We start from the raw sequence: 25703 nt of genomic DNA, 5'->3' as shown, positions 1-25703 counted from the left end.
CATGAACGCCGCGCTGGCCCGTCTGATCGCGGGACAGGTCTGCGTGCATGCCTGCATGGCCGGCATGCGCATGGCTGCGCCGCTGCTGGCGCTGCGCGCGGGCTACAGCGCAGCGGCCGTGGGCGTGCTGCTGGCGCTGTTTGCGCTGACCCAGGTGTTCTTGGCGCTGCCCGCGGGGCGCTATGCCGACCGCCATGGACTGCGCCGTCCGGTGGGCTTTTGCGTGGTGGCGGCCGCCAGCGGCGCGGGGCTCGCGCTGGCATTTCCGGTGTTCGAGGTGCTGTGCGCGGCGGCCTTGCTCACGGGCGGCGCCACGGGTGCGGCCACGATCGCGCTGCAGCGCCACGTCGGCCGGGCCGCCCACAGCGCCACGCAACTCAAGCAGGTGTTCAGCTGGCTGGCGATCGGACCGGCCATCTCCAACTTCATCGGCCCCTTCTTTGCCGGCCTGATGATCGACCATGCGGGCAGCGCCGCCGGCAGCCTCGGCGGCTTTCGCTGGGCGTTCGCGCTGCTGGCGGTGCTGCCGCTGGCCACCTGGTTCTGGGTGCGCCACACGGTGGAGCTGCCGCCCGTGATCGCCGCCACCGGCGGGCCGCAGCAGCGCGTGTGGGACCTATTGCGCGAGCCGCGCTTTCGCCGCCTGATGCTGGTCAACTGGGTGCTGTCGTCCTGCTGGGACGTGCACACCTTCGTCGTGCCGCTGCTGGGCTACGAGCGGGCACTGAGCGCGTCGGTCATCGGCACCATCCTGGGGGCCTTCGCCATTGCCGCGGCGCTGGTGCGCATGGCGATGCCGCTGGTGGCGCAGTGGCTGCGCGAATGGGCGGTGATCGCCGGCGCCATGGTCGCCACCGCGGCGTTGTTTGTGGTCTATCCGCTGCTGACCACGGCCTGGTCGATGGGCCTGTGCTCGGTGCTGCTGGGCCTGTCGCTGGGCTCGGTGCAGCCGATGATCATGAGCATGCTGCACCAGATCACGCCCGAGCAGCGGCACGGCGAGGCCCTGGGCCTGCGCCTCATGGCCATCAACGCCTCCAGCGTGATGATGCCCCTGCTGTTTGGCACCGCCGGCGCGCTGATCGGCGTGGCGGGCCTGTTCTGGGTGGTGGGCACGGGCGTGGGGCTGGGATCGCGGCTGGCCTGGCTGCTGCGGCCGCCGGCCCGCGCGCGGGACTGATGCCCGCCAGCGAAGCCGGCACGGAGCACGGTTGATCTGGAACGGAAATCAGCTGGCGAGCTGGTAGAACTCGCGGATCCAGCGCCAGGCCTCCTGTGGCTCGTCGGTGTACCGGAACAGCTCCAGGTTTTCGCGCGAAATGGTGCCTTCCTCGACCAGCACGTCAAAGTCGATGAGCCGTTTCCAGTAGGCGGTGCCGAACAGCACGATCGGCAACTGCTTGGCCTTCTTGGTCTGCACCAGGGTCAGCACCTCGAACAGCTCGTCGAGCGTGCCAAAACCGCCTGGAAACGCGACCAGGGCCTTGGCGCGCATCATGAAATGCATCTTGCGCAGCGCAAAGTAGTGGAACTTGAAGCTCAGCGTGGGCGAGATGAAGCGGTTGCCGCTTTGCTCGTGCGGCAGCGTGATGTTGAGCCCCACGTTGAGTGCGCCTTCGTCGCTGGCGCCGCGGTTGGCCGCCTCCATGATGCCGGGGCCGCCGCCGGTGCAGATGTAGAGCCGGTTGTCAGGGAGCTGGCGGTTGCTGTGTTCGGCCACCAGGCGCGCGAACTGGCGCGCCTTGTTGTAGTAGCCGGCATTGCGCACGGCGCGCTCTGCCAGCGCCAGGCGCTCGGCATCGCCGCTGGCCTGCGCCTGGGCCAACTGCTGCGCGGCTTCGTCGGGGGCCACAAAACGCGCACTGCCATAGACGACGATGGTGTTCTGGATGCCCTGTTCGGCCTGGCCCAGCTCGGGCTTGAGCAATTCGAGTTGCAAGCGGATGCCGCGCGTCTCGCGCCGGAACAGGAATTCGGGGTCGGCAAAGGCGAGCCGGTTGGAATTGGCCTCCAGCGGGTTGCCGTTGGTGGACTGGTTGTGCAGTTCGTCCCAGACATCGGAGAGACTGCGTTCATTGAGTTGGGTGGTGGCGTCCATGGCGTGATTGTGGCGGGGATTTTGCAGGCACCGGAGGGGCGCAAGCAAAAGGGGAGGCCGGGACCAGGGGCCATGTGGGCGCCACGCGCCCGGGTTATGGCAGCGCCAGAAGGCTGTCGATGCGGTAGCGGGGCAGGCCGAGCAGGCTGGGGGACACAGCCGACAGGATGGGGTAGTTGGCTGTCCGCGTCTGCTCCTCGAAGGACTGCGCGAACGCCCGCACGGCAGCGACGTCGCCGGCGGTTTCCGGGCGGCTGAGCGAGTGTTCTGCATCGGCCAGGGAGCGCAGGACCTCGGCGCGGGCGGCATCGCTCTGCTGGGCTGCCCGCACGATCTGCGGCAAGGCCTGGCGCAGGCCGCTCGGCCCGTCGAGCTCCCAGGCGCCCGGATCGATGATGGCCGGCTCGGGCTCCGCCCGTACCCGTGCGAACTGCCCGGTGGGAAAACGCTTGCCATCGCCCTTGATGGCCAGGCTGTCGCGCACCTGCGGCCACTGCGCCTCCGGTACGGTGAAGTAATCCAGTTGGCCCTGGGCGTTGGGGCTCACCTGGATGCCGGCGGGAACCAGCGCCCGGTTGAACCGGCCTGCGAGCGCGGCCGGTGGCAGGCCGGCTTCGATCCGCAGCGACATGGTGTGCCGGGGTGCCCCGTTGAGTGAAAAGACCAGGGTCTCCTGGCCGCTGGCCTGCAAGCTTTGCTGGTCCAGGCCGCGAATCCGAAAGCGCTGCCGCGCCGGAGTGTCACCGCTGTACGCGAGCTGGGCGTCCAGGCGGTGGCCGCTGTGCTCGGCCCGGTCCTTCCACAGCTGCGCGAGGCGGTGCTGCTGTTTCTCCAGCGCGCCTTCGCGCACGTAGCTGCCGGCGAGCTTGAGGCTGAGCTGGGCCTTGACGTCCTGCAGTTGCGACGACAGCTCATCCAGAAAGGCCAGCGCCTGCTGGGCGCTGGCCACCTTTGCGTTGAGCTCCGGCGCCCAGACCCCCAGGCCCTGCCGTGGTGTGGGGGCAGCCATGCTCCGCAGGAGCGGTGCCGCCGGCATTGTCGGTGCCACTGGCACAGTGGAGCGCTGCGCCGCGCCGGTGGCTGGAAGCTGGGCTTGCAGGGAGGGAGAGCGGTCTGCGCTGGAGAGGGGCGTGAGCTGCATGGAGGCGGAGGCGGGGTGCGCGGTCAGAGAAGGTCGAACAGCGACAGGCCGCTGACCTTGCTGTAGGCCTTCTGTGTGGCTTGCAGCGCCGTGCTGTAACCCGACAGGCGTGTGGCGGCTTCTCCGTAGTCCAGTTGCCCGAGGGTGATCATGGCCTGCTGGTTCGACACGCTGACGTTGCCGTGGTTGCTGTCCAGCGTCGCAAGGATGTTCTGGGTGCCGCCGAGGCCGGCGATCTTGCCGCTGACCGACGAGAGCGCATCGTCCAGGGCCTTGATGGTGTCGCCCACGGTATCGCCGGTGTTCATTCCGTTGGTTTGCAGGGTGGTGGCCGTGCGGTCCAGTGAATTGAGCAGAGCGGCCATCTCAGACAGCGTGACGTTGGCCGTCTGCGTGATGCCATGGCCCACGACGACCTGTTGTGGCGCGGTGTTGCCCGTGAACGTATAGCGGGCGCCCAGGGGCTGGGTATCGTCGTAGGTGACCGTGTCCGTTGCGCTGGCCGTGCCGGAGAACAGGTAGCGGCCCTCCTGGTCCTTGCTGTTGCTGCTGTAGAAAAGGCTGTCGCGCAGGGCCGTCAGAGAGCTTGCCATCGCCTTCACGTCTTCCGAGGTGTTGCTGCCGTCCCGGGCCCACACCAGCAGATCGCGCACCTGCAGCATGTCTTGCACCATGCTGCCGAGCGCCGTTTCATTCTGCATGAGGCGGGTGCTGAGCGCGCTGATGTTGTCGCGGTATTGCGTGAGCGCGGCATCCTCGCGCGCCATGCGCGACAGGCGGACGTTGGAGATCGGGTCGTCGGAGGGTTGCAGCAGGCGCTGCCCGGAGGACATTTGCTGCATTACATGCTCCAGCCGGGCATTGGCGTTCTGCAGCGCCGTGTTCATGGTGGCGTGAAACTGGGTGGTGGCGATGCGCATGTTCTGCCCTTAGTTCATCATGGCCAGCGTGCTGTCGAACAGCTGGTTGGCAACGGCAATGACTTTCATGTTGGCCTGGTACATCTGCTGGAACTGCACCAGGTTGATGGCCTCTTCGTCAGAGTTCACCCCGCTGGTGTTCTTCCAGTTGGCCACGGCGTAGTTGCGCACGGTTTCCGTCACGCTCAGCGCGCTGTGGTTCTGCTGGCTGTCCGTGCCCAGCTTGCTGACCAGTTGCGTGTAGGCGTCACCCATCAGCACGCTGCCCAGGGTGCCGACTGCAATGGGCTGGTTCTTCAGGTCGATCAATTGCAGCAAGTTGGCGCTGTCGCCCTGCAGTGCCGGGTCAGCAGAAAAGCCCAGGTCCTGTGGCGTGAGGCCGGCCGTGACCTGCAGCATGCCGGACGTGCTGCTGGCATTGAAGACGAACAGCGGTTTGCCGGACTCCGGTGTGGCCGCCGTGCTGCCCATGGAGTACCCAGCGGTCAGCGTGTCATTGAACTTCTTGCTGATCTCACCGGCCATGTCGGTGACCGACTGGGCCAGGGGCACCAGCACCTTGTCTTCATAGCTGGCCAGCCCGCCGAGCTGGCCGCCCAGGTCGGTGCCGGTCACGCCGAAGGATTGGGTGGCGAACTGGACCACCAGCGATTGCCCGCCGCCAGTGAGGGGCTTCACTTCCAGCGTGGCCGCCATCGATCCCGCCACCAGGGGCTGGCCGCCGCGCAGCGAGACGCTGCGCGAGCCATCGGGCTGGTTCACGACCTGGACTCCGACCAGGGCAGCGAGCGCGTCGATCTTGTTGTCGCGCTCGTCCATGAGGCCGGACGGGCTGGCCCCTGTGGCCGAGGCGGAAGCGATCTTTTCGTTGAGCTTGGCGATGTCGGTGGCCAGGGCATTGACCTGGGCCACCGTGGTGCTGCGCTGCTGCGCAACCGATGCGCGCTGGCCCGAGAGCACCTGGTTGAGACTGTTGAAGCGCTGGGCCAGGGCCTCGGCAGAGCTGATGACCTGCTGGCGCAGCGGGCTGGACGTGGGCTCCACGCTGGCCGCGTTCAGGGCGCTGAAGAAGGCGTCCAGGCCGCTGTTGATGGAGGCACTGTCGTCGCCCATGACCTGCTCGAGCTGGGTCAGGTAGGGCTGGGTGGTGGCGTGCTGGCCGAGGTTGGAGGCCGCGTTCCACATTTGCAGGTTCTTGTAGTCGTCGCTGAAGCGGAACAGCGACGGGATGTTGACGCCGTCGCCGGCCGCGAACGGGCCCGAGCGCGAAGGCTGGGCCGAGGTCAGCAGGATGCCCTGGCGGGTGTAGCCCGGCGTCATGAGGTTGGCGACGTTCTGGCTGGCGACGGTCAGGGCCGCTTGCGCCGCCAGCGTGCCGGACAGGGCGTTGTTGATCATGCTCATGGAATGGGCGCTTTCTGAAAGAGGTGGCCTGGGCGGCCTTAAGGCTTCAAGGCGGCCGTGGCGGGCGAAAACTTAAGCGGCCCGTCTGTGGCCGGATCGGCCGGTGCGAGCAGCTGCTGCAGGATGACGTCGGCAATGCCGAACGCCCGCTGCCCGGCCATGGCGTCGGCCACCATGGTGTCGGCCAGTTCCAGCAGGCTGCCGTGGGTCGGGCTTTTAAACATGCCGTCTTCGCCAGCGATCTCGCGGGCGCTGCGGCGCATCTGCTTGAGCATTTCGCCGATGAACAGGCCTTCGAACTTGACGGCGGCCTGCTCGGCCTTGGCCGCTTCGCGGATGGCGGGCTCGGTCGCGCTGGCGGCCGGGGCCAGTGAAAAGGGCTGGGGGTGCAGTTCGTTCATGGAGAGTCTTAGATCACGACCAGTTCGCCGTCGATGGCGCCGGCCTGGTCCAGCGCCTGCAGGATGGCCATGATGTCGTCGGGCGTGGCGCCGGTGCTGTTGATGGTGTCGATGATGGTTTGCAGCTTGGTGCTGGTGGGCCAGTTGAACATCCGCCCATTGCCTTGCTCTACGCTCACGCGCGACTGCGGCGTGACCGCGGTCTGGCCCTGGCTGAACGGCGCGGGCTGGCTGACCTGGGGCTGCTCGTTGATCACCACCTTGAGCGCGCCATGCGACACGGCGGCCGGCCGCACCGTGACGCCTTGGGCGATGACCACGGTGCCGGTCTTGGAGTTGAAGATGACCTTGGGGGTTTCGATGCCGACATTGACGCTCAGCGCCTGCAGCTGGGCCACGAAGGCGACGCGCTCGGTCGGGTTCTGCGGGGCCTGCACTTCCACGCTGGTGGCGTCGCGCGTGGTGGCGACGGCGCCGAAGCGCCGGTTGATCGATGCCACGATATTCGTCGCGGTCTCGAAGTTGGGGCGGCGCAGGCTCAGGCGCACGGTGGGCCGGGTGTCGAAATCTGTCTCGATTTCGCGCTCGATGGTGGCGCCGTTCGGAATGCGCCCGGCCGTGGGGGTGTTCACCGTCACGCTGGAGCCGCTGGCACCCTGGGCGTTCAGGCCGCCGACCACGAGGTTGCCTTGGGCCAGCGCATAAACCTCGCCGTTGGCCGCGCGCAAGGGCGACAGCAGCAGCGCACCGCCGCGCAGGCTCTTGGCGTCGCCGAGCGACGACACGGTGACGTCGATGGTCTGGCCTCTGCGGTAGCCCGGCGGGAAGACCGCGCTGACCATCACCGTGGCCACGTTCTTGGTCTTGGAGTCGGTGCGTTCGGGCAGCTTGACGTCGAACTGCTTGAGCAGGTTCGTGACCGACTGGCCGGCCGATTTGACCTGGGTGCTGTCACCCGACCCATTGAGGCCGACCACGATGCCGTAGCCGACCAGTTGGTTCTCGCGCACACCTTCGACCTGCACCAGGTTGCGCAGGCTTTGCGCCGCCAGGGCCGGCGCGGCGCACAGGCACAGCGTCAATAGAAAGGGGGCAAGGCGCAACAATTTCATGGCAACTTCTTTTGCAAGCTCAGAAAGGCATCCAGGAGCCGTTGAAGAACGTCATCAGCCAGCCCTGGCGCTGGGTTTCGGCCAAGGCACCGCGCCCCGAATACACAATGCGCGCATTGGCGATGCGCTGCGACGACAGGCGGTTGTCGGTGTCGATGTCGGCGACGCGAACGTAACCGCTGACGCGGATAAATTCCTCGCCCTGGTTCAGCGTCAGGCTTTTTTCGCCGCGAATCTGCAGCAAGCCGTTGGGCAGCACCTCCTGCACGACCACGGTGATCGCACCCTGCAGGGTGTTTTGCTGCATGCTGGAGCCGCTGCTGTCAAAGTGGCGCTGGGCATCGATGCCGATGTCGGTCTTGAGCGTCTTGCCCAGCAGCACACTGGGCGCTACCGAGGCGCTGCTGTTCTTGCCGGTGCTGGTGCCGGTTTTCTTGCTCGCCTGGGTGGTTTCCTGCAGCACCACGGTGAGCACGTCGCCGGGCCGGAACGCCCGGCTGTCCGAGGTCAGTGAAGAAAACGCGAGCGGGGAAAATACGCCGCCCGACTGCCCTCGCTGCACGGCAAGGGGCGCAGTGGCGAACTCGAGAGCTTCCGCGGGACCCGAGGGCGGGACTGTGGCCACCGTTTCGCAGGCGGCCAGCGCCAGGCAGGCGAGCGACGCGGCGATTGCCTTGCAGCCTTGCATCAGCGCACTGCCTGGACCAGGTTCTGCAGCATGCCGTCGGCGGCCGACAGTACCTTCGTGTTCATTTCGTAGGTGCGCTGAGCGGCGATCATGTCGACCATTTCCTCCACCACCTGCACGTTCGAGCCCTCCAGCGTCCCCTGCTTGAGTTTGCCACGGCCGTCTTCGCCGGGGTTACCCTCGGTCGGTGCGCCGCTGGCGGTGGTCTGTTTGTAGAGGTTGTCGCCCAGGGCCAGCAGGCCGGTGGGGTTGATGAAGTGGGACAGCGTGATCTGGCCCAGCTCGGTGGGCGTGGTCGTGCCGGGCACGGTGGCCGAAACCACGCCGTTCTCGCCGATGGAGATGGCCGTGGCATTGGCCGGAACGGTGATTTCGGGACGCAGTGGCAGGCCCTGCGCATTCACCAGGCGCCCTTCGGAATTCACGGAAAGCTGGCCGGCGCGCGTGTAGGCGGATTCGCCACTGGCCATCTCCACCTGGAGGAATCCGTTGCCGGTGATGGCCACGTCCAGCGCCTGGTTGGTCGTCTGCATATTGCCCGTGGTGAACAGCTTTTGCGTGCCGACCATGCGCGTGCCATTGCCCAGTTGCACGCCCGAGACGGAGGTGCGGTTGTTGTCCAGTTGGGCGCCGGGCTGCTGCTCGACGGAATAGAAGAGGTCTTCGAAGACGACGCGGTCGCGCTTGAAGCCGACGGTGTTGACGTTGGCCAGGTTGTTGGCGATGGCCTGCAATTTGGCATCTTGCGCCTGCACGCCGGTCTTGCTGATCCACATGGCTGGGTTCATGGTTTTCTCCTGAGGGGGTGTCTGGGTTTACTCTCGCAACAGCCGGTTGCCGTTGGCCGCCATGTCGTCGGCGGCCTTGAAGAGCTTCATATGGAATTCGAAATCGCGGCTGAGCGTCATGGTGGCAACCATCTCTTCCACCGCCGACACGTTGCTGCTTTCAAGGTGGCCGCTGCGCACCTGCACGGTGTCGTCCGCGGGCAGCGCCACGCCCGCACGGCCGACGATCAGGCCCGCTTCGTTCTTGGTCAGGTCGTTGGCAGCGGGCTTGACCAGCTTGAGGCGGTCGACGGGCTGCATTGTTTCCTGGCCGTTGGGCTGCACCGAGATCGTGCCGTCTGCGCCAATGGCGATGCGCGATGCGGGCGGCAGCGTGATGGGGCCGCCGTCGCCGATCACCGCCCGGCCATTGAGGGTCAGCATGCCGCTGCTGTCGAGCGCAAACGCGCCGCTGCGCGTATAGGCTTCGCCATTGCCGTGGGCTACGGTGAAGAAGCCTTCGCCGCTGATGGCCGCGTCCAGGTCGCGCCCGGTGGGCGCCAGGGTGCCGGCACGCGTATTCACCGCGTTGGCCTGCAGCTGGTTCATGTGGCGGGCGTCGTAGCCGAATCCCGCCACGCTCTGGCTGGTCGCCAATTCGAGGTCGGCACGAAAGCCGCTGGTCTGCAGGTTCGCCAGGTTGTTCGCATGCACCTGCTGGGCCCGCAGGGACCGCTCGGCGCCGCTCATTGCGGAGTAGATCAGTGCATCCATGCCGTGCTACCTCAGACAGCCTGCATCAAGGTTTTCATCATGTCGCTCTCGGCAGAGATGACCTTGGTGTTGGCCTGGTAGTTGCGCTGGGACGTCATCAGGCTTACCAGTTCGGAGGTCATGTCCACGTTCGATTGCTCGATCGCGCCCACGGTCAGCGCACCCGTCATGCCACTGCCCGGCGTGCCGTAGAGCGGCGTGCCCGAGCCGCTGGACGTGGTCCAGCTGGTGTCGTTGACCGAGACCAGGGCGTTTTCGTTGGGGAACGTGGCCAGGGCGACGGTGCCGACCTTCTGCTTCTGGCCATTGCTGTATTGCGCCACCACCGAACCGTCTTCGGACAGCTGCACGCCTACCAGCGCACCCGATGCGTAGCCATTGGTCGCGTTGACGGTGTTGGTGGTCTCGCCAGCGAACTGGGTCGAGCCGGCGTAGTTGATGGCGATGCTGATGGGGTCCACGCCTGCTGGCGCGGGCGTTGGCACCAGTGTCGTCGAGGGTGGAGGAGGGGGCAGTTGGCCGTCGGGGCCGAATGCCAGGGTTGCGGTCGCCGCCGCCTGCTCAGTGCCGTCGAAGGCGTAGTGGACCGTGACTGCGTTGGTACCGGTCTTGACGAAGTACTGCGTCACGGTGTGCTTGGCACCCAGCGAGTCATAGGCCACGGCCACCGAGGAGCTGTTGTAGGACAGCGGGTCTGCAAGGTCGAATGGGGCGACCGCAGGTGTTTTCCAGTCGGCGGAAAGATTGCCCACATAGTCGAGTCTGGTGCTGGCCTGGGCCGCGATCTGGCCCGTGGGCACCTTGATGTCGCCCATGGCGCCCAGCGCCGCGCCCGGCACGGGGACGCCGGCCGCGTCCACCACGGCGTTATAGCCCTGCACCTTGCGGTTGAAGCTGTCGACCAGGTAGCCGTCCTTGTCGGTCGCGAAGATGCCCACCCGGGTGTAGAGCTCGACACCGGTAGAGTCTCTGGTGATGAAGAAGCCCCGGCCCTGGATGGTGGCGTCCAGGCCGCGGCCCGTGGTGAGCACGCCGCCGCCGATGTCAATGCTTTGGGTCTGCGAGCCGATGCGCGCGCCGCTCGGTTGGGAGCCCGCGTACATCGAGGAAAAATTCGCGCGGCTGGACTTGAATCCGTAAGTGCCCGAGTTGGCGATGTTGTTGCTGATGGTGTCCAGCGACGTGTTGATGGCGCTGATGCCGGAGAGTGCGATTTCGAAGCTCATGGCGGTTCCTTGTTCAGTGGCTGGTGGGGGAGGGCTGGCCGTTGAAGCCGGTGATCAGGCCGGGCTGCACCTGGCCGGCACCGGTGACGCTCAGAAGAGGCATGCCCGAGCTGGACAGCCGCACGCTCGCCAGGGTGCCGGTGACATCCAGCGGGGGCGTTTCCTTGTTGTCGGCGACGATTTCCATGCGGTAGGTGCCCGATGCCAGGCCCAGCTTGGCGGGGTCGATCGTGTAGTGGGCGGCGCCGGAACTCAATGTGCCGAGCTCGATGCGCTGGGTGCTGCCGTCGCTGCCGGTGAGGACCAGCGTGTTCTGTGCACTGAGGTTATCCAGCGTGAAGCCAATGCGGACGGGCTCCCCTGCCAGGGTGACCGTGTCGCTGCGCACCGTGATCTGCGAGCCGACCTGGGCACCGAGGGACAGCAGCTGTAGGCTGGACAGGATGGACGTGCTCGCCGCGCCCTGGTCGGTCAGCTTTTGCAGCGCCTCCATCTGGCTGAGCTGGGCCAGTTGGCCGACGAATTCGCTCGGGTCCGTGGGCTCCAGGGGGTTCTGGTTCCTGATCTGAGCAACCAGCAGCGTGGTGAAAAGGTTCGAAACGGAGGCCGCCGAGCCCGCCGCATGGGCGATGCCCGTGTCGACGCCGGCGCCCTGGCCGCTGGTGGAGGAAGGGGTTTGCATGGGATCAGCCTTCGCCGAGTTTCAGGAGGGATTGCTGCATCGACTTGACGCGGCTGAGCACCTCCACATTGGTTTCAAAGGCGCGCGATGCCGACAGCATGTCGGTCATCTCGGCTACCGGGTTGACGTTGGGGTAGAACACCTCGCCCTGGTCGTTGGCCAGCGGGTGGCCGGGCTCGTAGGTCTTGCGCAGAGGCTCGGTGCTCTGGACCACGTCGAGCACCTGTACGCGCGCTCCGGGCAGCTGATCGCTGCTGCTCGCCTGGCTGATGGCGGAAAACACCGGCTTGCGCGCGCGGTAGGTCTCGGCTTCGTTGCCGGACGCCGACTGTGCATTGGCCAGGTTGCTGGAGATGGTGTTGAGGCGCACGGTCTGCGCTGTCATGGCCGAGCCGGCGATCTCGGTGATCATTCGGAATGACATGGTCTTACTGTCCTGCGATGGCTTTGGCGAGGCCCTTGAGCTTCATGTTGGTGAAGGCCAGGCTGGTCTGGAAGTCCGAGGCGTTCTGAGAGAACACGGCCTGTTCCACGCCGAGCTCGACGGTATTGCCATCCTGGGAAGGGTGGTTGGGTACGCGGTACAGCAGCTCCGCGTCGCTGGTGTCCAGCGCCAAACTGTCATGGCTGTCGCGCGTGCGGCCCAGTGCTGCAGCAAAATTGATGTCGCGTGCCTGGTAGCCAGGCGTGCTTTCGTTGGCCAGGTTGGATGCGAGGACCTTGGTACGATCCGCGCGCAGCCTGAGCGCATCCTGGTGGATGCCCAGCGCCTTGTCGAAGTGAATTCCCATATCGTTCCTCTTCTCCTGATGTACACAAAAAACGTTCACGGCCGGCCGCTGTTGCGGGCCGCCCTCGTGGGGACATTGCTCGTGGCGACGCTGTCGCAGGCGGCCAGCCCGGAGCCGGCGGCGGCCCCGGTCGAGGCGGCGGTGCGCCACTTCCTGACCGAGCAGGCCACGCTCAAGGGGTTGGTGGATCCCGCCTTCGCATTGAGCTTCGTCAGCCGCACCCCGGCGCCGGCGCCCTGCCCGCAAGCGATCGCGGTTGACGCGGTGGAGACGCGGTACCTCAGCCGCATGCGTTTTACCGCCGCCTGCCCTGGCCCGTCTGGATGGCAGCGTGACTGGATCGTGCGTGCCGAGGTTTCTGCGCTGGTGGTGGTGGCCGCTGTCGATCTGCCGGCCAACCGCCTGCTGGCCGAGGCCGATGTGGCGCAGGAGCGGCGCAAGCTCACCGACATGGACGACAGCCTGCCGGCGCTGGACGCCGCGATCGGCCAAGCCAGCACGCGCGCGCTGCGCGCGGGGCAGGTGGTGCAGCCGCGTTTTCTGGCGCAACCCTTGCTGGTCAAGCGCGGCGACAGCGTGAACATCGTGGCCCGCAGCGGGCCGGTCGTGGTCCAGGTGGCGGGCGAGGCGCTGGAGTCGGGGCGGCGCGGCGGCATCGTGCGGGTGCGCAATACCAGCACGGGCAAGATCATCCGTGCGCGTGTGTCGGGCAGTGCGGTGGTGGAGCCTGAAAGCATGGCGGGTTTGCATTCCGGTCAGTCCATGGACTGAATCTGGCTTGCCACCTGGCCCAGCTTGGCAGCATAGGCCGGGTCCGTGGCGTAGCCGCCGCGCGCCAACGCCTGGGCAAATGCCTGGGCGTCGTTGCCGGTGTTCAGCGCGGCGCGGTAGCGCGGGTTGCTCTGGAGCAGGCGGGCGTAATCATCGAAGGCGCTTGCATAGTCGGGGTAGCTGCGGAAAGCTTCGGTTTTCTTGACGGCCATGCCGTCTTCGTATTCGGTCGTGAGCGCGTCAGCGCGCCCACCTTGCCAGCCCGCCTGGGCCTTGAGGCCGAACAGGTTGTGGGTGGTGTGGCCTGAGGCGTCGCGCAACTGCCGCTGACCCCAGCCAGACTCCAGTGCCGCGTGGGCGGCCACCAGCTCGGTGGACACGCCCAGGCTTTGCGCGGCTTGCCGGGCCCACGGCGCAATCGCTGCGAGAAAGGCCTGCGGGCTTTCACTGGAGACCGCATCGCCCAGCGCGGTACTGGGCGGCGCGCTGTTCAGACGGTGGATTTGGGCTTCAGGCCGCAACGCCGGCCAAGCCTCGCCGGGCCAGCCGTGCTCGATCACCTGCTTGATGTCGGCGTGCACACGCTGGAATGCGGCCGCGAAGTTGCCCGTGCCGCCCAGCGCTGGCTGCAAGGTGCTCCACGACGAGGCGGTGGTGCTGCCGAGCGCGATGTCAGGCCGCAGCATAAGTGTCCTCTTCCTTGCCTGTCAGCACGCGCTGCAGCAGGGCCTGCTGGTCGCTCATCAGGCGGCCGTTGCCGGCGTTGCGCTCCTTGCATTCGCGCACCAGGGACTCCAGGGTGCTCCAGCGCGCGGCGACGGCCTTGCGCGCTGGTACCGAGAGGCGCTCCAGCACGGCCGCCATGCTCGGCCGGGCATGCGTGGGCAGCAGGCGGGAGACCAGCACCACGCGCGCTTGCCGGCGCTTTTCCAGCCCATCGACCGCCGCCGTGATGGTGCGGGCCAGCACTTCGAGGCCCGCGCTGTCGTGGCGCAGGGCGGTGGCGAACTGTTCCTCCAGCAGGGCGTTCAAGGCGCGGTATTCCCGCACGTCGGCATCCATGTCGGCGAGCAATCGCTTCAGGACGGGCTGCAGGCTCATTCCCTCCCCCCGTGGTAGCGCGCGATCAGGCCGGCGAGCTTGGCCGCGTCAAACTTCACCTCCCCGCGCGCCAAGGCATCGCGCAGCGCGGCCACCTTGGCTTCATCGATTTCGGGCATGGCGCGCAGCGCCGCCTGGGCCGGCTGCAGCACGGTGGACTGGTGTTCGCTGGCTTCCGCGCGCAGTGCCGTCTGGGCCGGGTGCGCGGGCAGGGTTTCCTGGATGGGGGTGGTGGCAGTGGCGGGCAGTGCAGGCAGGCCTGTGCTGGTGATTTTCATGCGATAGCCTCGGGGTCTGGTTTCCATGGCAACGGTCAACGGAATTTTTTCAGGGTCTCGCGCATCGCCGTCAGTGCGTTGCGCTCGGGCAGGGCCGAGTCCACACCGGGCAGCAAGGGTGTGACGGTGCCCGGCACACCGAACATGGCGGCAATGTTGCCGGCATGTTCGCTGGTGAGGATGAGCAGCTCGATGCGGCGGTTGATGTCCGCTGTGGAGTCATTGGCATCGAAGGGGGCGCGGTCTGCCATGCCCACGATCTGCAGCGTACTGGTGGCGGGCATACCGCCAGCCAGCAGGTGGTAGCGGGCGGACATGGCCCGGCTGTTCGACAGCGTCCAGTTGGAGGCGGCGCCGAAATCGCCGTCGGCATAGGGCAGGGAGTCGGTGTGCCCGACGATCAGCATCTGGTTTTCCATGCGGGCAAATACCGGCCCGATCTTGCGCAGCAGGCGGCGGAAGCGGTCGGTGGGAAAGGCGCTGCCGCGCTCGAACATGCCCAGCTTGGCGGTGTCGTGGAGCATGACGCGCAGCCCGTAGGGCGTGATGATGGTCTGCAGATTGCTGGCCAGGCCCGCATCGTCGCTGAGCTTGGCCAGGATCGCCGACAACTGCTGCAGGTCGGCCGGAGATTCGTAGCGTGTCTGCAAAGGGGCGGCCCCCGGTAGAGTGTCCTGGGCGTTCCCTGTGCCGTTGGTGAAGGCCTTGCGTGGCTGCAGGGTGTCGCCTTGCGCGGGTATGGGGTCGCGGGGAATCAGGCTGCCCCGGGCCGTGCTGAAGCTCTGGATCTTGTGGCCCGCGCCCTCGTCGAAAAGCTTGCCGCCGGTGGTGCGCAGCACTTCCTCGGTGTGCTCCGCGTTGCGCGCAGCGAGCACCCACAGCAACAGGAAAAGGCACATCAAGGCCAGGCAGAAGTCGGCGAAAGCGACCTTCCAGGCTCCGCCGTGCTCCTCATCGTCGTGCTTGCGCGAGACGCGCTTGACGATGGCCTGGTGCTGTTTTTCGCGCGCAGCGCTCACCGGGGGTCTCCCGCGCGGCGATTGGGCGTCCTGGGCGGCGCATCTTCGCCGGTCAGCGCGTTGATCCAGCCCTCAAGCAGGGCAAAGCTGGGCTTGAGGTTGAGCTGCACCAAGCGGCGGCCCGCGTCAATGGCCAGCAGCGGGGGCTTGCCGGAGACGTGGGTGACCAGCACGACCTTCACGCATTCGAGCGTGGACAGCTCCTGCTTGACCAGTTGCTTCATCACGTTGCTCAGCGGGTCCAGCACGCCGTAGCAAAAGAAGATACCGATGAAGGTGCCGACCATCGCCGCGGCGACTTTCTCAGCGATTTCGGCGGAGCTGGCGCCATCACCGATGGTGTTCATCGCCATCACGATGCCCAGCACTGCGGCCAGGATGCCGAAGCCGGGCATGGCCTCGGCGATCTTGTGCAGCGACTTGGACGGCTGGTTCAGCTCCTCATGGATCGCCTCCAGCTCCTGTTCGAGCACGCCTTCGAGTTCGTGGGCATTGATCTTGCCCATGGCCATCAGGCGGAAGTTGTCGACGATGAAGTGCAGCAGCTTGGGTTCAGCCAGCACCAGTGGGTAGCGCTGGAACAGGGCACTTTGCTGCGGCGCCTCGACATGGGCGTCGAGTGCCTTCAGGCCGCCGGCGGCGGTTTGCAGCAGTTCGTACATCAGCAGCAGCAACTGGCGCTGGAACTCCTGGCTTTGCTTGCGCATGGTGACGGCCTTGCGCAGCTGCAGCACCATTTCATTGAGCACATGGCGCGGGTTGCCTAGCACGATGGCGCCCAGGGCGGCTCCGGAGATGATCAGCAGCTCGACCGGTTCCCAGATGACCCGCAGTTCGCCGCCACCCATCATGAAGCCTCCGAACACACAGCCAAGAACAATGGCTATACCGACGATTGGTTGCATTTTTGTTTTCCTGAAAGGGAGTTCACGCGTCTTGCAGGAAGGCTTTCATCTTCCGCAGAGCTCCCTTGTTGATCTGGCAGATGCGTGCGTCCGTGAGGCCCAGCACAGCGGAAATTTCCTTCAGGCTGAGATCGAATTCGTAATACATCTGGACCACGCGTTGTTCACGCTCGTCCAGGGTGCCCAGCGCCTGCTCCAGGCTGCGCCGGCTCATGAGGGCAGCCTCCGGCGTGAGCGCGCTGGCGGGCACGTTGCTGAGTTCCTGCAGGATCTCGTCGAAGCTCACCAGCATCTCGGCGTTTTCCGCCAGGCGGTACTCCTGCAGTTCGGCCGCGTTGATGCCCAGCTCTTTCATGATGTCGTTCTCGCTCGGCGTGCGGCCGAGCCGGCGCGTCAGCTCGCGCACCGCATCCCGCATGCGGTGGCTTTCCTGGCGCACGGCGCGCGGACGCCAGTCCTGGCGCCGCAGCTCATCGAGGATGGAGCCGCGGATGCGTATCGAGGCATAGGCACCGAACTTCTCATCGGGGGCGCCGCCATAGCGCCGCAAGGCGTCGAGCAGGCCCATCAGCCCGATCTGCTCCATGTCCTCGCGGTCCACGGCGCCGCCAATCTGGGACGTCAGCTGCCGCACGACCCGCTTGACCAACGGTGCGTAAGACAGCAGATGCCGTTGCTCATCTTCGGCGCTGCAGGCGGCGGCACCGTGAACTTCGGCGTAACCCGTGTGCATGTCCATGTTTATTCGATGATCAGCTTGCCGATCAGGGCTTCAACAAACGGCTGCTCGCGGTTCTCGTTTTGGTAGCTGGCCTGGTAGGCGGCATTGATCTCCGCTGCCAACTGCGCCACGGTCATGTGGGAGGCTTTCTCCAGCGGATAGGTCGACAACGCCATCACGGCCACGCTGCGCAGCAGGGGCAGATGCTCTTTGACCGTGCGCTCCTTTTCAGCCACCGTCTTGAAGACCAAATCGACGGCCAGGTAGTGCGATAGGGGATCGCCGGCCTGGCTGCGCAGCATCACGATGACCTTGTCGAGGCTGACGTACTTGTATTCCTGCTTGTCGAAGGTCGGCTTGGCCTCTACCGCAGGGGCCGCCGTGGCCTGGCGCTGGAACCACCACCAAGCGCCGCCGCCGCCAGCAGCCGCCGTGAGTAGGCTCACTAGGGCGAGGACCATGAGTTGCCGTGACTTTTTCATCGTGGATCAATAAGGGGGTGAATGGAGGGCGAAGCGCGCCGGAGCCTGGTCGCTTTCTGCTTCCGCAAGGGCTTGCCCAGGCGCGTTCTGCTCCGGGGCGCTGTCTTTCTGGCGCTCCCGCCCGTCGCTGTCTCGGGCACCGTGGGAGATCACGACCATGACCTCGCCTGTCTGGCGACCCATCAGGTCCTGGCGCAGGCCATCGCTGATGGCCTGCAGTTGACGGACGACTTCGCTGCTGGAGGCGCTCAGGTGCACCTGGATGCCGGCGCTGTCGCGCCGGATGGTGATTTCCAACTGGCCGTGCATCGGTGGGTCGAGGCGGATGACGGCGTGCTCGCTGCCGCGTTTGACATGCCAGCCGATGCGCTCGCCGAGGGTTTCAAGCAAGGCCTGTGGCGTCCGCGTGTCCGTACGGGGCGTGGCGCTGGCCGAGACGGCGGTGGCGGGTATGTCACTTGCATCGGACTGAGCAGGGTCGGGCGCCACGCGAGTTTCACGCAGCCATAGAGGCAGCGCCATGCTTTTTTCGCGCACGGCGGCGGCCTCGGGGCCGAGCGTGGCGCTGCCTGACCACAAGTCTTTGGCAGCGTTGACACGCGGGGCCTGGGGAGCGGCTGGCGCCTCCTGCGGAACAAGCGGAGCCTGGGAGAGTTGCGCAGGGCCGGACATCGCCTGGGGAACGGTGCGATTGGGAAGCGCACCTGCGGCCGCCGACTGCTCGGCGGTTGCCGTCGCGGCGGTCGTGGCCGGGTCCAATGGCCGCTGCAGGTTGGTAGGCAGTGCGACCACAGGCATGTTGGCGTCGGCCAGCTGGGCCATGGCGAGTGGCGCCATTGCGCCGGTGGGCAACTGCGCGGCCTCGGTCTCTTGCTCCTTGTCGAAGCCGTCGAAGGGCCGTGTGCCGGAAACGGGCACGACCGGCAGAGCGGCTTCGCTGCTGCTGCCAGGGGCGCTCGGCAGCCACAGTGCGGGATCGGCGGCGCGTTGCAGCGTTTCAAAAAAAAGGGCAGCACCGGCGGACGCGGGCGCCGCCGTGGCAAAGGCCTGCGCAGTGCCCGGCGCCGGTTCGAGCGGGGCCGCCGCGACAGCGAATGCAGGGGAGAGGGGCAGGGCGATGGTCATGCCGTGGCGTCGTTCAGGTCGCTGTTGAGGGCATAGGCCAGCCAGCCGTCCTTGTGGGTGCGCAGGTCCGAGAGGCGCTGCGCCAATTCGTCGCTGGCCGCGGCGCACTGGGCCCGCGCCTGCTGGTGCGCGCGCTCCAGGTTTTGCAGGCTTGCGCGTTCGGTGTCAGACAAGGCGCCGGCCTGGGCGGGCAGCTCCAGCCACGTTGCCAGGTCGCGGTCGGCTTGCTCCAGCGCCCGCCAGTTCTGTGCCGCTGCCGCAGCGCGCAACCGCTGTGTCAAGTTGGCCATCTGCCATGCCTTAGCCATGGGCCACCTGCATGGCCTGCCAGCTGTTGCGGATGCTGGTGAGCAAGCCCACCACCTCGTCGATCATGCCGACCTCCAGGTCGAGCCCCGCCTTGTACAGGCGCCAGGCGCAGTATTCGTAGAGCCGCCCCAGGTTGGCTACCACTTCACCGCCGTTCTCGAAGTCGAGCGAACTCGACAGGCCGTTGAGGATGTTGACGCACTTGTCCAAGCCACGGGCTTTGAGTTCGTAGCGCTTGCCTTCGATGTGGGCGCGCGTGCGCGCCAATTCCTCCAGCAGGCCATCCATCAGGATCAGCACCAGCTGCACGGGCGAGGCATTGGCGGTTTGCGCGTTCAGATTGACGGCGTGGTAATTGCTGTAAACGTCGTAGTCCATGGGTGTGGGGGCGAAGTGGTGGGGGGCAGGCCTCAACTGGTGCCGAAGTTGCCGAGGTTGCTGAGCAGACTCGACGTATCGTTCATGCGCGCCTGCAGCGACTGCAGTTGCGTGAACTGGGCGAGGTAGCGGTTGTAGGCCTGCGTGTACTGGTTATCCAGGCGCGTCTGGCGCGTGGCCAGCGTCTTTTGCTGCGCTTGCACGGAGTTCTGGCGTTGTTTGATTTGGCCCGAGGCACTGTCGGTCCAGCTTTTCACGATACTGTGGAATGCACCCAGGGCTCCACTCGAAGTGGTCAGGCCGGTGTTGCCGAACACCGCGTCCAGGCCCTCGGGATGCGCGGCCAGGGTTTTCTGCAGCTTGGCGTCGTTCAGCGAGAGCGTGCCGTTGCGGTCGGCGTTGATACCGAACTCGGCCAGACTCAGGCCGCCGTAGCTTTGCCGCAGCGCGTTCGACATCCGGTTGCGCAGGGACAGCACGCCGGCATCTGATGCAAAGGCGGCGCGCTCGACGCCGTCCTTGCCATTGGCCGTGAGGTCGTCGAGTGTTTTCTTCAGCGTGTTGTAGGCATCGATGAATTTTTTCACGTTGGCGCTGGTGCCGCTGTCGTCGTTGCTGACGGTCAGGCTGATCGGGGCGTCCCCGCTTTGCATGGCCTTGGCGAGGGTGATGCTCACCCCATCGACGGCGGTCAGGGTGTTGGAGGCCTGTTGCAGCTTGATGCCCGCGTCTTTGTCGCCCAGCCAGACGATGGCGTCGCGTGCCGCGGACAGTTCTATGCTGGTGGTGAACGCGGTTTTGAGGTCGCTGTTGGGCAGGCCGCTGGTGTCCAGCGTGATACGGCTGTTGACACCGGTCTGGCCCGCAGACAGCACCAGCTGTGTCTTGCCGCCCACGGTCACGGTGGTGGCGGTGACCTTGCCCTGGTTCTCGGTCGCCTGGTTGATGGCGCGGGCGATCTCGGCCTGCGAGATGGTGCCGTCGTTGTTCTGGTCGGCGGTGGCGATGTTGGCGGTGAAACTCCTGCCGTCGGCCAGCGTCACCACCAGGGGGCCGCCCAGCGAGACCGGCACGGCTGGCAGGTCTTCAAACGCCACCTGGTGGCGCGCAGCGACCTGCTCCACGAAAAAGCTGTAGTTGCCTGGTTGGGCGGTGGCCGAGGCGGTGACCGTGCCAATGGCGGGGTTGCTGAGGGTGGCGCCGCGCTGCACCAGGCTCCTGCTCGCGCTGCCCGAGAGGCTGTTGAGCGCCGTGTCGAACGCGCTGAGCGCGGACTGGAGCTTGGTCAGCGCCGAGGACGCCGCCTGGGCGCTCTTGGTTTGCGACGTGATCAGGCTCTGTGCAGCCGAGGTGTACATGGTCGCCAACTGGCTGGCCATGGTGCTGGGGGTGATGTCTGCCATGTCAGGGTCCTTTCAAAGGGGTTGAAGAAGAACGGTCTGACGGAAAGGCGACCGAAATCGGCCGCCACTGAAATGGCACCCAAGCCGGGGCTGAAAAGTCCGTGTCACACGGACCTCCGCTGCCACACCAGCGAGGCCATATCGTCCTGGCGCTTTTGCTCTTGCGCGGCCTGTGTCCGCTGCAGGGCCTGCCGCTGGCGCGTGAGCAGCTGGTCCACGGCCTCGCGCTGGCGCGCAGCCTCCACCAGGGCGCGGCGGGACAGCGCCAGGTCCGCGTCGTGCAAGGCCAGGTCGACGCGGTGCGTGTCGGCCAACTGCATGACGGTTTGCTTGTAGTTGGCGTTATTGAGTGAAAAAACGGCCATCGATGCGCCGCTGGGGCCGGCGTTACGACACAGGCTGTCGAGCTGCTCCAGATTGCGCTGGTAGCGCTCGCGCACGCTCTGCTTGTCGGCGACCTCGGCCAGCTGTCGGTCCACCGCGCGCTGGCGCAGCTCCACGAGCCGGGCCAGGTTGCCAAGGCTGTGCCCGTTCGTCATGCCATCAGGCCCTCAAGCTGGGTCAGCGTCGGCGCCATGGGGGCGGCCTCGTTGGTGCCCTGGTGCAGAAAAGCCTCGATGCGTGGGTACAGGGCCACGGCACGGTCGGTCGTGGGGTCGGCCCCCGCGACATAAGCGCCCAGGGGCAGCATGTCGCGCACCTGCAGGTAGCGCGACACCATTTCCTTGAGGTTGCGCGCTGCGCGCAGGTGCCCTGCGCTGGCCACCTGCGCCATGCAGCGGCTGATGGAGGCGGTGATATCGATGGCTGGGTAGTGGCCGCGTTCAGCCAGTTCGCGCGACAGGACGATGTGGCCGTCCAGAATCGCGCGCGCGGTGTCGACCACCGGGTCTTGCTGGTCGTCGCCCTCGGCCAGCACGGTGTAGATCGCGCTCATGCTGCCATGTTCGTGCTCGCCATTGCCCGCGCTTTCCACCAGCTGCGGCAGCAGGCTGAACACGGACGGCGGGTAGCCGCGCGTGGCGGGGGGCTCGCCCAATGCCAACGCGACCTCGCGCTTGGCCATGGCATAGCGCGTGAGCGAATCCACCAGCAGCAGCACATGCTTGCCCTGGTCGCGGTAGTGCGCGGCGATCGAGTGGCACAGCTCGGTGGCCCGCAGGCGCATCAGAGGCGACTCGTCGGCCGGCGCGATCACGACCACGGCCCGTGCCAGGCCGGCGGCGCCCAGCGAGCGTTCGATGAACTCGCGCACCTCGCGGCTGCGCTCGCCGATCAGGCCGACCACGACCACGTCGGCCTCGGTCTGGCGTGTGATCAGTCCCAGCAGCACGCTTTTCCCCACGCCGCTGCCGGCCATTAGGCCCACGCGCTGGCCCTTGCCCAGGGTCAGCATGCCGTTGATGGCGCGCACCCCGACATCCAGCATGTCGCGCACGGGCTGCTTGCGCAGTGGATGCACGCGTGGGGGGTGGGGGGGCAGCACATGCTCGCCGCTCAGGCGGCCGAGGCCGTCCAGAGGCTCGCCCAGGCCGTTGACGATGCGCCCCAGCCACGACGGACCAATCATGAGGTCGCCCCGCTCCGAGGCGGGCAGCACACGGGCGCCCGTGGACAGGCCTTCGGTCTTCTTGAAAGGCATGAGGTAGGAGATGTCTTCCCGAAAACCCACGACCTGGGCCTCGATCCATGCGCCGACAGCGGTCTCGATGTGGCAGCGCTGGCCCGTGTGCAGCGCGCAGCCCGCGCTCTCGAGCAGCAGGCCCGAGGCGCCCACCAAACGCCCCGTGGGCGTGGCCACGGGAACGGCGCCCAGTTCAAGTCGGCGCAGTGCGGCGGCGATCACGGCGCCTCCTCGGGCATGGGCTCGATCAGCTGGGCGCTGATCTGCTCCATGACGGCCGCCTGCCGCTGGCGGCAACCGGCATCGGCTTCATGGTTGCCGGCATGGACGTGGCATTCCCCCGGCTCCAGTCGGGGGTCGGGGTGCAGCCTCCAGCGCTGGGCGCTTTCGGGGTGAAGTTCCTGGATGCGTTGGCACTCCTCAGGGTTGAGGCGGATCTCGACCGCATCGTCGCTCACGCGGGGCAGGGTGGCCAGGGTTTCGTCCACCATGGCCAGCAGCTGCTGCGGCTGCAGAGCGAGTTCGCAGCGGATGACCTGGCGCGCCACCTTGGCCACCAGCTCCACCACTTCCTTGCGCATGGCCGCCTGGTAATCGGCTTGCAGGCTGTTGACTTGCTGCAGCGCCGCCTCCAGCGGTTGAGACAGGTTGGCGAACAGGGCCAGGGCCTCTCGGCGGCCCTGCTCTTGCCCCTGGCGCAGGCCTTCGCGGCGGCCTTCGGCCAAGCCTTCGCCGTGGCCGTCCTGGCGTCCGGCCTGCAGACCCTGCTCATAGCCTTTCGCCATGCCTTCTTGAAAGCCGTCCGCGACCGACGCAGCGTCTCCGCCTCGCACGGCGTGGGGGCGTGCCAGCAGCTGGGCCAGCGGAGGAAACCGGTGCAGGCGCGGATTCTTCATTCGACGACGGTTTCGGCAAACAGCTGGATCTGGATTTCGCCTGCATCGGCCAGGACCTTGACCTGGGCCATGATTTCCTTGCGTGACTGATCCACGCGGCTGAGGGGCACCGGGCCGGCGCGGCGCAACAGGTCCTCGAAGCTTTGGGCCTGGCGCCGCGGCATGGCGCGCAGGATCGCATTGCGCACGCTGGGTTCAGCCCCTTTGAGCGCCATGGCCCATTGTTCGAGCGGAACCTCGTCGAGGATGCGGGTCAGCACCTCTTCGGTCTGGTTCGACAGCATGAAGAAGTCATACATGCTGACTTCGATTTCGGACACCACCTGCGGGTCGTGCGCGCGCAGCAGCTCCACCATCTGACGCTTGTCGCCGGTCAGGCGGTTGATGATCTCTGCCACCTGGCGCGTGCCTTCGACCATGGCGCTTTGCGTGCCAAGCTCATCGAGGCAGCGGGCCACGATCTCTTCCAGCTCGAGCAGCAGCTCGCTTTCGATCTCCTGCAGGCGCGCCATGTTCAACAGCACCAGGTCGCGGCTCGCCTCTGGCAGGGCTTCGATGACCATGCTGGCCTGGGTCGGTGGGAGGAACGCCAGGAAGACTGCCTGCATGCGCACGTGCTCATGCGCGATGCGGTCGGCCAGCCATTTGGGCGAAGCCCATTGCAGCCGGGCCATCTTGGGCCGGATGGCGTCGCCGTAGATGCTGTTGAGTACGTTGCCGGCGATGTCCGATCCCAGTGCGAGATCGAGGGAGCGCTTGAGGTAGGAGCGCGAAGCGCCGTGCACGCCGCTTTGCTCGCGGTAGTCCTCGAAGAAGCGCTGCATGGAGGTTTTCACGGCATCGACCTTGATGCCGCTCAGCCGCGACATGACCTGCGTCACCTCCAGCAGCTCCTCGCGGGACAGGCAGCGCAGGACGGCCGCCGCAGGCTCTTCGCCCATGCACAGCAGCACGATGGCCGCTTGCTCCACAAGGCTGCTGGTCTTGGCTTCCCCTCCGGAGGGGAGCGCATCATTCAGGTCGGCCATGCTTTTGTACCCATTGTTTGACCACCTCGGCAACGCGCTCGGGCTCTTTGCTGGCCAGTACGCGCAGGTGATTGACCATCACATCGACGGGAGAACCGGGAGGGGGCAGGTCGTAGTCTTCCAGCAGCGGCACCACAGGCATCGCGTTGGGGGCGATGGCGGGTGTGCTGTGCTCGGCGCCAGAGGCGCTTTGAGCGCTCTTGCCTGCCAGGGATACCACTGGCGTGAGGGCCGGCCCGTTCGTGAGGAGGGGCGGGGTGCCGGCAGCCAGGCGCTTTTGCACGCTGCGCAGCAGCGGGCGCACGACCAGCAGGAAGCACAGCAGGGCGCCCACCAGATAGGCCAGGGGCGTGCCCATATCGATCAGGTTATCGCGCTGCTGCCACCAGACCGGCGGCTCGGGCCTGGCCCTGAAGGCCAGGGCCGAAACGGCCAGCCTGTCGCCGCGTTCGGCGTTGATGCCGAGACCGTTGGCCAGGATGTTTTCGATGTAGGCCAGGTCTTGCTTACTCCAGTCGGCAGCGCCCTTGGGCGCGGCGGCGCTGTTGAGTACCACCGACACATTGAGCTTGCTCAGGCGGCTGCGACTCCGCTTGATCTGCTTGATGCTGCGGTCGTACGCATACTGGCGCGTGGTGGCATTCTTGCGCGCCGTGTTGGCCTCGTTGGGGGGCGTGTCCGCTGGCGTGGCGTTGACGGGACGGTTGCTCAGCGAGCCGGGCACGCCGATGGCCGAGAGGGCGCGGTCCTGCTCGTCGCGCACGGCCTCTGCCGTGACCTTGGGGTCCGCCCCGAATTGCTCCAGCGTTTCTTCAATGCGGTCATCGTCGATCTCGGCGGTCACGGAGGCTTTGAAGTTGTCTTCGCCCAACACCGGCGTAAGCAGGTCGCGCAGGCTGCGCAGCGTGGCTTCTTGGTAGCGCTTGGCCGCCTCGTTGCCGTGCAGCGGCTCCGGGCCCTGGCTCAGGTCGATGTGGGCGGAGAGCAGGTTGCCGGCCTGGTCGACCAGGCTCACCCTCTGCGGGGTGAGGCTGGCCACGCTGCCGGCGACCAGGTTGACGATGGCGGCGATCTGCTCGGGCGCGAGCACGTGGCCGGGCTTGAGTGCAACCACCACCGATGCGGAGCTCTGGGTACCATCGCTGATGACGAACGAGGTCGACTTGGCGATTGACAGGTGGACGCGGGCGCTCTCCACCGCGTCCAGCGCAGCGATGCTTTGCGCCAACTCGCCTTCGAGGCCGCGGCGAAAGCGGATGTCCTGGACGAACTGGCTCACGCCCAAAGGATCGTTGCGGTCCATCAGCTCCAGCCCGGCCGGCAGCTTGGCCGTCACGCCCTTGGCAGCCAGCAGCATGCGCACCTTGCCGAGGCTTTTTTCAGGCACCAGCACCTGGCCGCTGTCGGGGTGCACGCGGTAGGGAATTCGTTCCGCTTCCAGCACTGACATCATGTCGGCGGTGGCGACCTTTTCGCGCGCGCCGAACAGCGGCTTATAGCCGGCCTGAGCGTTCCAGAGAAACATCAGCACCACGGCCGTCAGCCCCGCAGCCAGCAGCACCAGCGGAGCCAGATTCTTGAAGAATGCAGGTGGAAGTGCGGGCGCGCCATTGGCGCGCAGGCGCTCCCAGCCGGATTTCAGGGCAGCATTCACGCGTG

The 25703-nt window shown here is 66.6% G+C and carries 31 protein-coding genes; 2 read left to right on the top strand and 29 right to left on the bottom strand.

Features of this window, described 5'->3' with window-relative positions; translation table 11 throughout:
• Position 1 precedes the first annotated feature (1 nt).
• The gene (locus B2J86_RS02475) at positions 2–1180 is read left to right on the top strand and encodes an MFS transporter (protein WP_173024645.1); all 1179 of its coding nucleotides are present in this window, start codon (positions 2–4) and stop codon (positions 1178–1180) included.
• A gap of 48 nt (positions 1181–1228) precedes the next feature.
• Here the strand turns inward: B2J86_RS02475 and B2J86_RS02470 are convergent, their stop codons facing one another.
• The 13 genes from B2J86_RS02470 to flgB all read right to left on the bottom strand — a co-directional run bounded on the left by B2J86_RS02470 (position 1229) and on the right by flgB (position 12004).
• Positions 1229–2098: a TIGR00730 family Rossman fold protein gene (locus tag B2J86_RS02470; RefSeq protein WP_169168394.1), complete on the bottom strand. Its 870-nt coding sequence runs from the start codon at positions 2096–2098 to the stop codon at positions 1229–1231.
• Positions 2099–2192: 94 nt separating this feature from the next.
• Entirely contained in the window at positions 2193–3107 is a 915-nt protein-coding gene (locus B2J86_RS02465; protein WP_169633174.1) for a hypothetical protein, read from the bottom strand.
• A 155-nt stretch (positions 3108–3262) separates the two neighbouring features.
• A complete protein-coding gene (gene flgL / locus B2J86_RS02460) occupies positions 3263–4159 on the bottom strand; it encodes a flagellar hook-associated protein FlgL (RefSeq protein WP_173024644.1) in 897 nt (298 codons plus the stop codon).
• Between the two features lie 9 nt (positions 4160–4168).
• Positions 4169–5563, bottom strand: coding sequence for a flagellar hook-associated protein FlgK (gene flgK, locus B2J86_RS02455; protein ID WP_169168391.1), 1395 nt, complete (start codon positions 5561–5563; stop codon positions 4169–4171).
• A 38-nt stretch (positions 5564–5601) separates the two neighbouring features.
• Complete coding sequence (locus B2J86_RS02450; RefSeq protein WP_169168390.1) at positions 5602–5964, bottom strand: rod-binding protein; 363 nt, start codon at positions 5962–5964, stop codon at positions 5602–5604.
• An 8-nt stretch (positions 5965–5972) separates the two neighbouring features.
• On the bottom strand, positions 5973–7076 hold the full coding sequence (locus B2J86_RS02445) for a flagellar basal body P-ring protein FlgI (protein ID WP_169168389.1): 1104 nt from the start codon (positions 7074–7076) through the stop codon (positions 5973–5975).
• 19 nt (positions 7077–7095) lie between these two features.
• Complete coding sequence (flgH, locus tag B2J86_RS02440) at positions 7096–7764, bottom strand: flagellar basal body L-ring protein FlgH (protein WP_173024643.1); 669 nt, start codon at positions 7762–7764, stop codon at positions 7096–7098.
• A complete protein-coding gene (gene flgG, locus B2J86_RS02435) occupies positions 7764–8552 on the bottom strand; it encodes a flagellar basal-body rod protein FlgG (RefSeq protein ID WP_169168387.1) in 789 nt (262 codons plus the stop codon). The genes flgH and flgG overlap by 1 nt, the downstream gene beginning before the upstream one ends.
• Before the next feature lie 27 nt (positions 8553–8579).
• On the bottom strand, positions 8580–9305 hold the full coding sequence (locus B2J86_RS02430) for a flagellar basal body rod protein FlgF (RefSeq protein WP_173024642.1): 726 nt from the start codon (positions 9303–9305) through the stop codon (positions 8580–8582).
• 11 nt (positions 9306–9316) lie between these two features.
• Complete coding sequence (locus B2J86_RS02425; protein WP_173024641.1) at positions 9317–10531, bottom strand: flagellar hook protein FlgE; 1215 nt, start codon at positions 10529–10531, stop codon at positions 9317–9319.
• Positions 10532–10544: 13 nt separating this feature from the next.
• Positions 10545–11213 carry a flagellar hook capping FlgD N-terminal domain-containing protein gene (locus B2J86_RS02420; RefSeq protein WP_173024640.1) on the bottom strand — a complete coding sequence of 223 codons (669 nt, stop codon included), beginning with the start codon at positions 11211–11213 and terminating at the stop codon, positions 10545–10547.
• A 4-nt stretch (positions 11214–11217) separates the two neighbouring features.
• Positions 11218–11637: a flagellar basal body rod protein FlgC gene (gene flgC / locus B2J86_RS02415; RefSeq protein WP_173024639.1), complete on the bottom strand. Its 420-nt coding sequence runs from the start codon at positions 11635–11637 to the stop codon at positions 11218–11220.
• 4 nt (positions 11638–11641) lie between these two features.
• Positions 11642–12004, bottom strand: a complete 363-nt coding sequence (gene flgB, locus B2J86_RS02410; protein ID WP_173024638.1) for a flagellar basal body rod protein FlgB — start codon at positions 12002–12004, stop codon at positions 11642–11644.
• An 18-nt stretch (positions 12005–12022) separates the two neighbouring features.
• On the opposite strand from flgB, the gene flgA reads away from it, so the two are divergent.
• Positions 12023–12775, top strand: a complete 753-nt coding sequence (gene flgA, locus B2J86_RS02405) for a flagellar basal body P-ring formation chaperone FlgA (protein ID WP_173024637.1) — start codon at positions 12023–12025, stop codon at positions 12773–12775.
• Here the strand turns inward: flgA and flgJ are convergent.
• The 16 genes from flgJ to fliF all read right to left on the bottom strand — a co-directional run bounded on the left by flgJ (position 12760) and on the right by fliF (position 25698).
• Entirely contained in the window at positions 12760–13461 is a 702-nt protein-coding gene (flgJ, locus tag B2J86_RS02400) for a flagellar assembly peptidoglycan hydrolase FlgJ (protein WP_173024636.1), read from the bottom strand. The genes flgA and flgJ overlap by 16 nt on opposite strands.
• Positions 13448–13876 (bottom strand): flagellar protein FlgN, encoded by a 429-nt coding sequence (locus B2J86_RS02395; protein WP_169168379.1) that lies wholly within the window; start codon positions 13874–13876, stop codon positions 13448–13450. Before B2J86_RS02395 ends, flgJ begins: the two co-directional genes overlap by 14 nt.
• Entirely contained in the window at positions 13873–14154 is a 282-nt protein-coding gene (gene flgM, locus B2J86_RS02390) for a flagellar biosynthesis anti-sigma factor FlgM (protein ID WP_169168378.1), read from the bottom strand. The genes B2J86_RS02395 and flgM overlap by 4 nt, the downstream gene beginning before the upstream one ends.
• A gap of 35 nt (positions 14155–14189) precedes the next feature.
• A complete protein-coding gene (locus B2J86_RS02385; protein WP_169168377.1) occupies positions 14190–15173 on the bottom strand; it encodes a flagellar motor protein MotB in 984 nt (327 codons plus the stop codon).
• Complete coding sequence (gene motA, locus B2J86_RS02380; protein ID WP_169168376.1) at positions 15170–16078, bottom strand: flagellar motor stator protein MotA; 909 nt, start codon at positions 16076–16078, stop codon at positions 15170–15172. The genes B2J86_RS02385 and motA overlap by 4 nt, the downstream gene beginning before the upstream one ends.
• A gap of 22 nt (positions 16079–16100) precedes the next feature.
• Positions 16101–16817, bottom strand: a complete 717-nt coding sequence (fliA, locus tag B2J86_RS02375) for an RNA polymerase sigma factor FliA (RefSeq protein ID WP_169633180.1) — start codon at positions 16815–16817, stop codon at positions 16101–16103.
• A gap of 2 nt (positions 16818–16819) precedes the next feature.
• The gene (locus B2J86_RS02370) at positions 16820–17281 is read right to left on the bottom strand and encodes a flagellar basal body-associated FliL family protein (protein ID WP_169168374.1); all 462 of its coding nucleotides are present in this window, start codon (positions 17279–17281) and stop codon (positions 16820–16822) included.
• A gap of 6 nt (positions 17282–17287) precedes the next feature.
• Positions 17288–18406, bottom strand: a complete 1119-nt coding sequence (locus tag B2J86_RS02365; protein WP_173024635.1) for a flagellar hook-length control protein FliK — start codon at positions 18404–18406, stop codon at positions 17288–17290.
• Positions 18403–18696, bottom strand: coding sequence for a hypothetical protein (locus B2J86_RS02360; protein WP_169168372.1), 294 nt, complete (start codon positions 18694–18696; stop codon positions 18403–18405). Before B2J86_RS02360 ends, B2J86_RS02365 begins: the two co-directional genes overlap by 4 nt.
• Positions 18697–18706: 10 nt before the next feature.
• Complete coding sequence (gene fliS / locus B2J86_RS02355) at positions 18707–19093, bottom strand: flagellar export chaperone FliS (RefSeq protein WP_169168371.1); 387 nt, start codon at positions 19091–19093, stop codon at positions 18707–18709.
• Positions 19094–19125: 32 nt separating this feature from the next.
• The gene (fliD, locus tag B2J86_RS02350) at positions 19126–20496 is read right to left on the bottom strand and encodes a flagellar filament capping protein FliD (protein WP_173024634.1); all 1371 of its coding nucleotides are present in this window, start codon (positions 20494–20496) and stop codon (positions 19126–19128) included.
• A 104-nt stretch (positions 20497–20600) separates the two neighbouring features.
• Positions 20601–21035: a flagellar FliJ family protein gene (locus B2J86_RS02345; protein ID WP_169633184.1), complete on the bottom strand. Its 435-nt coding sequence runs from the start codon at positions 21033–21035 to the stop codon at positions 20601–20603.
• Positions 21032–22342 carry a flagellar protein export ATPase FliI gene (gene fliI / locus B2J86_RS02340; RefSeq protein WP_173024633.1) on the bottom strand — a complete coding sequence of 437 codons (1311 nt, stop codon included), beginning with the start codon at positions 22340–22342 and terminating at the stop codon, positions 21032–21034. The genes B2J86_RS02345 and fliI overlap by 4 nt, the downstream gene beginning before the upstream one ends.
• On the bottom strand, positions 22339–23016 hold the full coding sequence (fliH, locus tag B2J86_RS02335) for a flagellar assembly protein FliH (RefSeq protein ID WP_173024632.1): 678 nt from the start codon (positions 23014–23016) through the stop codon (positions 22339–22341). Before fliH ends, fliI begins: the two co-directional genes overlap by 4 nt.
• Complete coding sequence (locus B2J86_RS02330; protein ID WP_169168366.1) at positions 23013–24044, bottom strand: FliG C-terminal domain-containing protein; 1032 nt, start codon at positions 24042–24044, stop codon at positions 23013–23015. The genes fliH and B2J86_RS02330 overlap by 4 nt, the downstream gene beginning before the upstream one ends.
• Positions 24028–25698, bottom strand: a complete 1671-nt coding sequence (gene fliF, locus B2J86_RS02325) for a flagellar basal-body MS-ring/collar protein FliF (RefSeq protein WP_173024631.1) — start codon at positions 25696–25698, stop codon at positions 24028–24030. The genes B2J86_RS02330 and fliF overlap by 17 nt, the downstream gene beginning before the upstream one ends.
• Between the last annotated feature and the right edge of the window lie 5 nt (positions 25699–25703).

It is taken from the genome of Acidovorax sp. SRB_14, assembly GCF_012932145.1.
Lineage (GTDB): Bacteria > Pseudomonadota > Gammaproteobacteria > Burkholderiales > Burkholderiaceae_C > Simplicispira.
Note: the sequence above shows the minus strand (reverse complement) of the source record. Positions and strands in the feature narration are given on the sequence as shown.

Excerpts from the sequence above, each read along its gene's own strand:
- B2J86_RS02475 (WP_173024645.1), top strand. The coding sequence starts at position 2 with ATGAACGCCGCGCTGGCCCGTCTGATCGCGGGACAGGTCTGCGTGCAT.
- B2J86_RS02470 (WP_169168394.1), bottom strand. The coding sequence starts at position 2,098 with ATGGACGCCACCACCCAACTCAATGAACGCAGTCTCTCCGATGTCTGG.
- B2J86_RS02465 (WP_169633174.1), bottom strand. The coding sequence starts at position 3,107 with ATGGCTGCCCCCACACCACGGCAGGGCCTGGGGGTCTGGGCGCCGGAG.
- flgL (WP_173024644.1), bottom strand. The coding sequence starts at position 4,159 with ATGCGCATCGCCACCACCCAGTTTCACGCCACCATGAACACGGCGCTG.
- flgK (WP_169168391.1), bottom strand. The coding sequence starts at position 5,563 with ATGAGCATGATCAACAACGCCCTGTCCGGCACGCTGGCGGCGCAAGCG.
- B2J86_RS02450 (WP_169168390.1), bottom strand. The coding sequence starts at position 5,964 with ATGAACGAACTGCACCCCCAGCCCTTTTCACTGGCCCCGGCCGCCAGC.
- B2J86_RS02445 (WP_169168389.1), bottom strand. The coding sequence starts at position 7,076 with ATGAAATTGTTGCGCCTTGCCCCCTTTCTATTGACGCTGTGCCTGTGC.
- flgH (WP_173024643.1), bottom strand. The coding sequence starts at position 7,764 with ATGCAAGGCTGCAAGGCAATCGCCGCGTCGCTCGCCTGCCTGGCGCTG.
- flgG (WP_169168387.1), bottom strand. The coding sequence starts at position 8,552 with ATGAACCCAGCCATGTGGATCAGCAAGACCGGCGTGCAGGCGCAAGAT.
- B2J86_RS02430 (WP_173024642.1), bottom strand. The coding sequence starts at position 9,305 with ATGGATGCACTGATCTACTCCGCAATGAGCGGCGCCGAGCGGTCCCTG.
- B2J86_RS02425 (WP_173024641.1), bottom strand. The coding sequence starts at position 10,531 with ATGAGCTTCGAAATCGCACTCTCCGGCATCAGCGCCATCAACACGTCG.
- B2J86_RS02420 (WP_173024640.1), bottom strand. The coding sequence starts at position 11,213 with ATGCAAACCCCTTCCTCCACCAGCGGCCAGGGCGCCGGCGTCGACACG.
- flgC (WP_173024639.1), bottom strand. The coding sequence starts at position 11,637 with ATGTCATTCCGAATGATCACCGAGATCGCCGGCTCGGCCATGACAGCG.
- flgB (WP_173024638.1), bottom strand. The coding sequence starts at position 12,004 with ATGGGAATTCACTTCGACAAGGCGCTGGGCATCCACCAGGATGCGCTC.
- flgA (WP_173024637.1), top strand. The coding sequence starts at position 12,023 with ATGTACACAAAAAACGTTCACGGCCGGCCGCTGTTGCGGGCCGCCCTC.
- flgJ (WP_173024636.1), bottom strand. The coding sequence starts at position 13,461 with ATGCTGCGGCCTGACATCGCGCTCGGCAGCACCACCGCCTCGTCGTGG.
- B2J86_RS02395 (WP_169168379.1), bottom strand. The coding sequence starts at position 13,876 with ATGAGCCTGCAGCCCGTCCTGAAGCGATTGCTCGCCGACATGGATGCC.
- flgM (WP_169168378.1), bottom strand. The coding sequence starts at position 14,154 with ATGAAAATCACCAGCACAGGCCTGCCTGCACTGCCCGCCACTGCCACC.
- motA (WP_169168376.1), bottom strand. The coding sequence starts at position 16,078 with ATGCAACCAATCGTCGGTATAGCCATTGTTCTTGGCTGTGTGTTCGGA.
- fliA (WP_169633180.1), bottom strand. The coding sequence starts at position 16,817 with ATGGACATGCACACGGGTTACGCCGAAGTTCACGGTGCCGCCGCCTGC.
- B2J86_RS02370 (WP_169168374.1), bottom strand. The coding sequence starts at position 17,281 with ATGAAAAAGTCACGGCAACTCATGGTCCTCGCCCTAGTGAGCCTACTC.
- B2J86_RS02365 (WP_173024635.1), bottom strand. The coding sequence starts at position 18,406 with ATGACCATCGCCCTGCCCCTCTCCCCTGCATTCGCTGTCGCGGCGGCC.
- B2J86_RS02360 (WP_169168372.1), bottom strand. The coding sequence starts at position 18,696 with ATGGCCAACTTGACACAGCGGTTGCGCGCTGCGGCAGCGGCACAGAAC.
- fliS (WP_169168371.1), bottom strand. The coding sequence starts at position 19,093 with ATGGACTACGACGTTTACAGCAATTACCACGCCGTCAATCTGAACGCG.
- fliD (WP_173024634.1), bottom strand. The coding sequence starts at position 20,496 with ATGGCAGACATCACCCCCAGCACCATGGCCAGCCAGTTGGCGACCATG.
- B2J86_RS02345 (WP_169633184.1), bottom strand. The coding sequence starts at position 21,035 with ATGACGAACGGGCACAGCCTTGGCAACCTGGCCCGGCTCGTGGAGCTG.
- fliH (WP_173024632.1), bottom strand. The coding sequence starts at position 23,016 with ATGAAGAATCCGCGCCTGCACCGGTTTCCTCCGCTGGCCCAGCTGCTG.
- B2J86_RS02330 (WP_169168366.1), bottom strand. The coding sequence starts at position 24,044 with ATGGCCGACCTGAATGATGCGCTCCCCTCCGGAGGGGAAGCCAAGACC.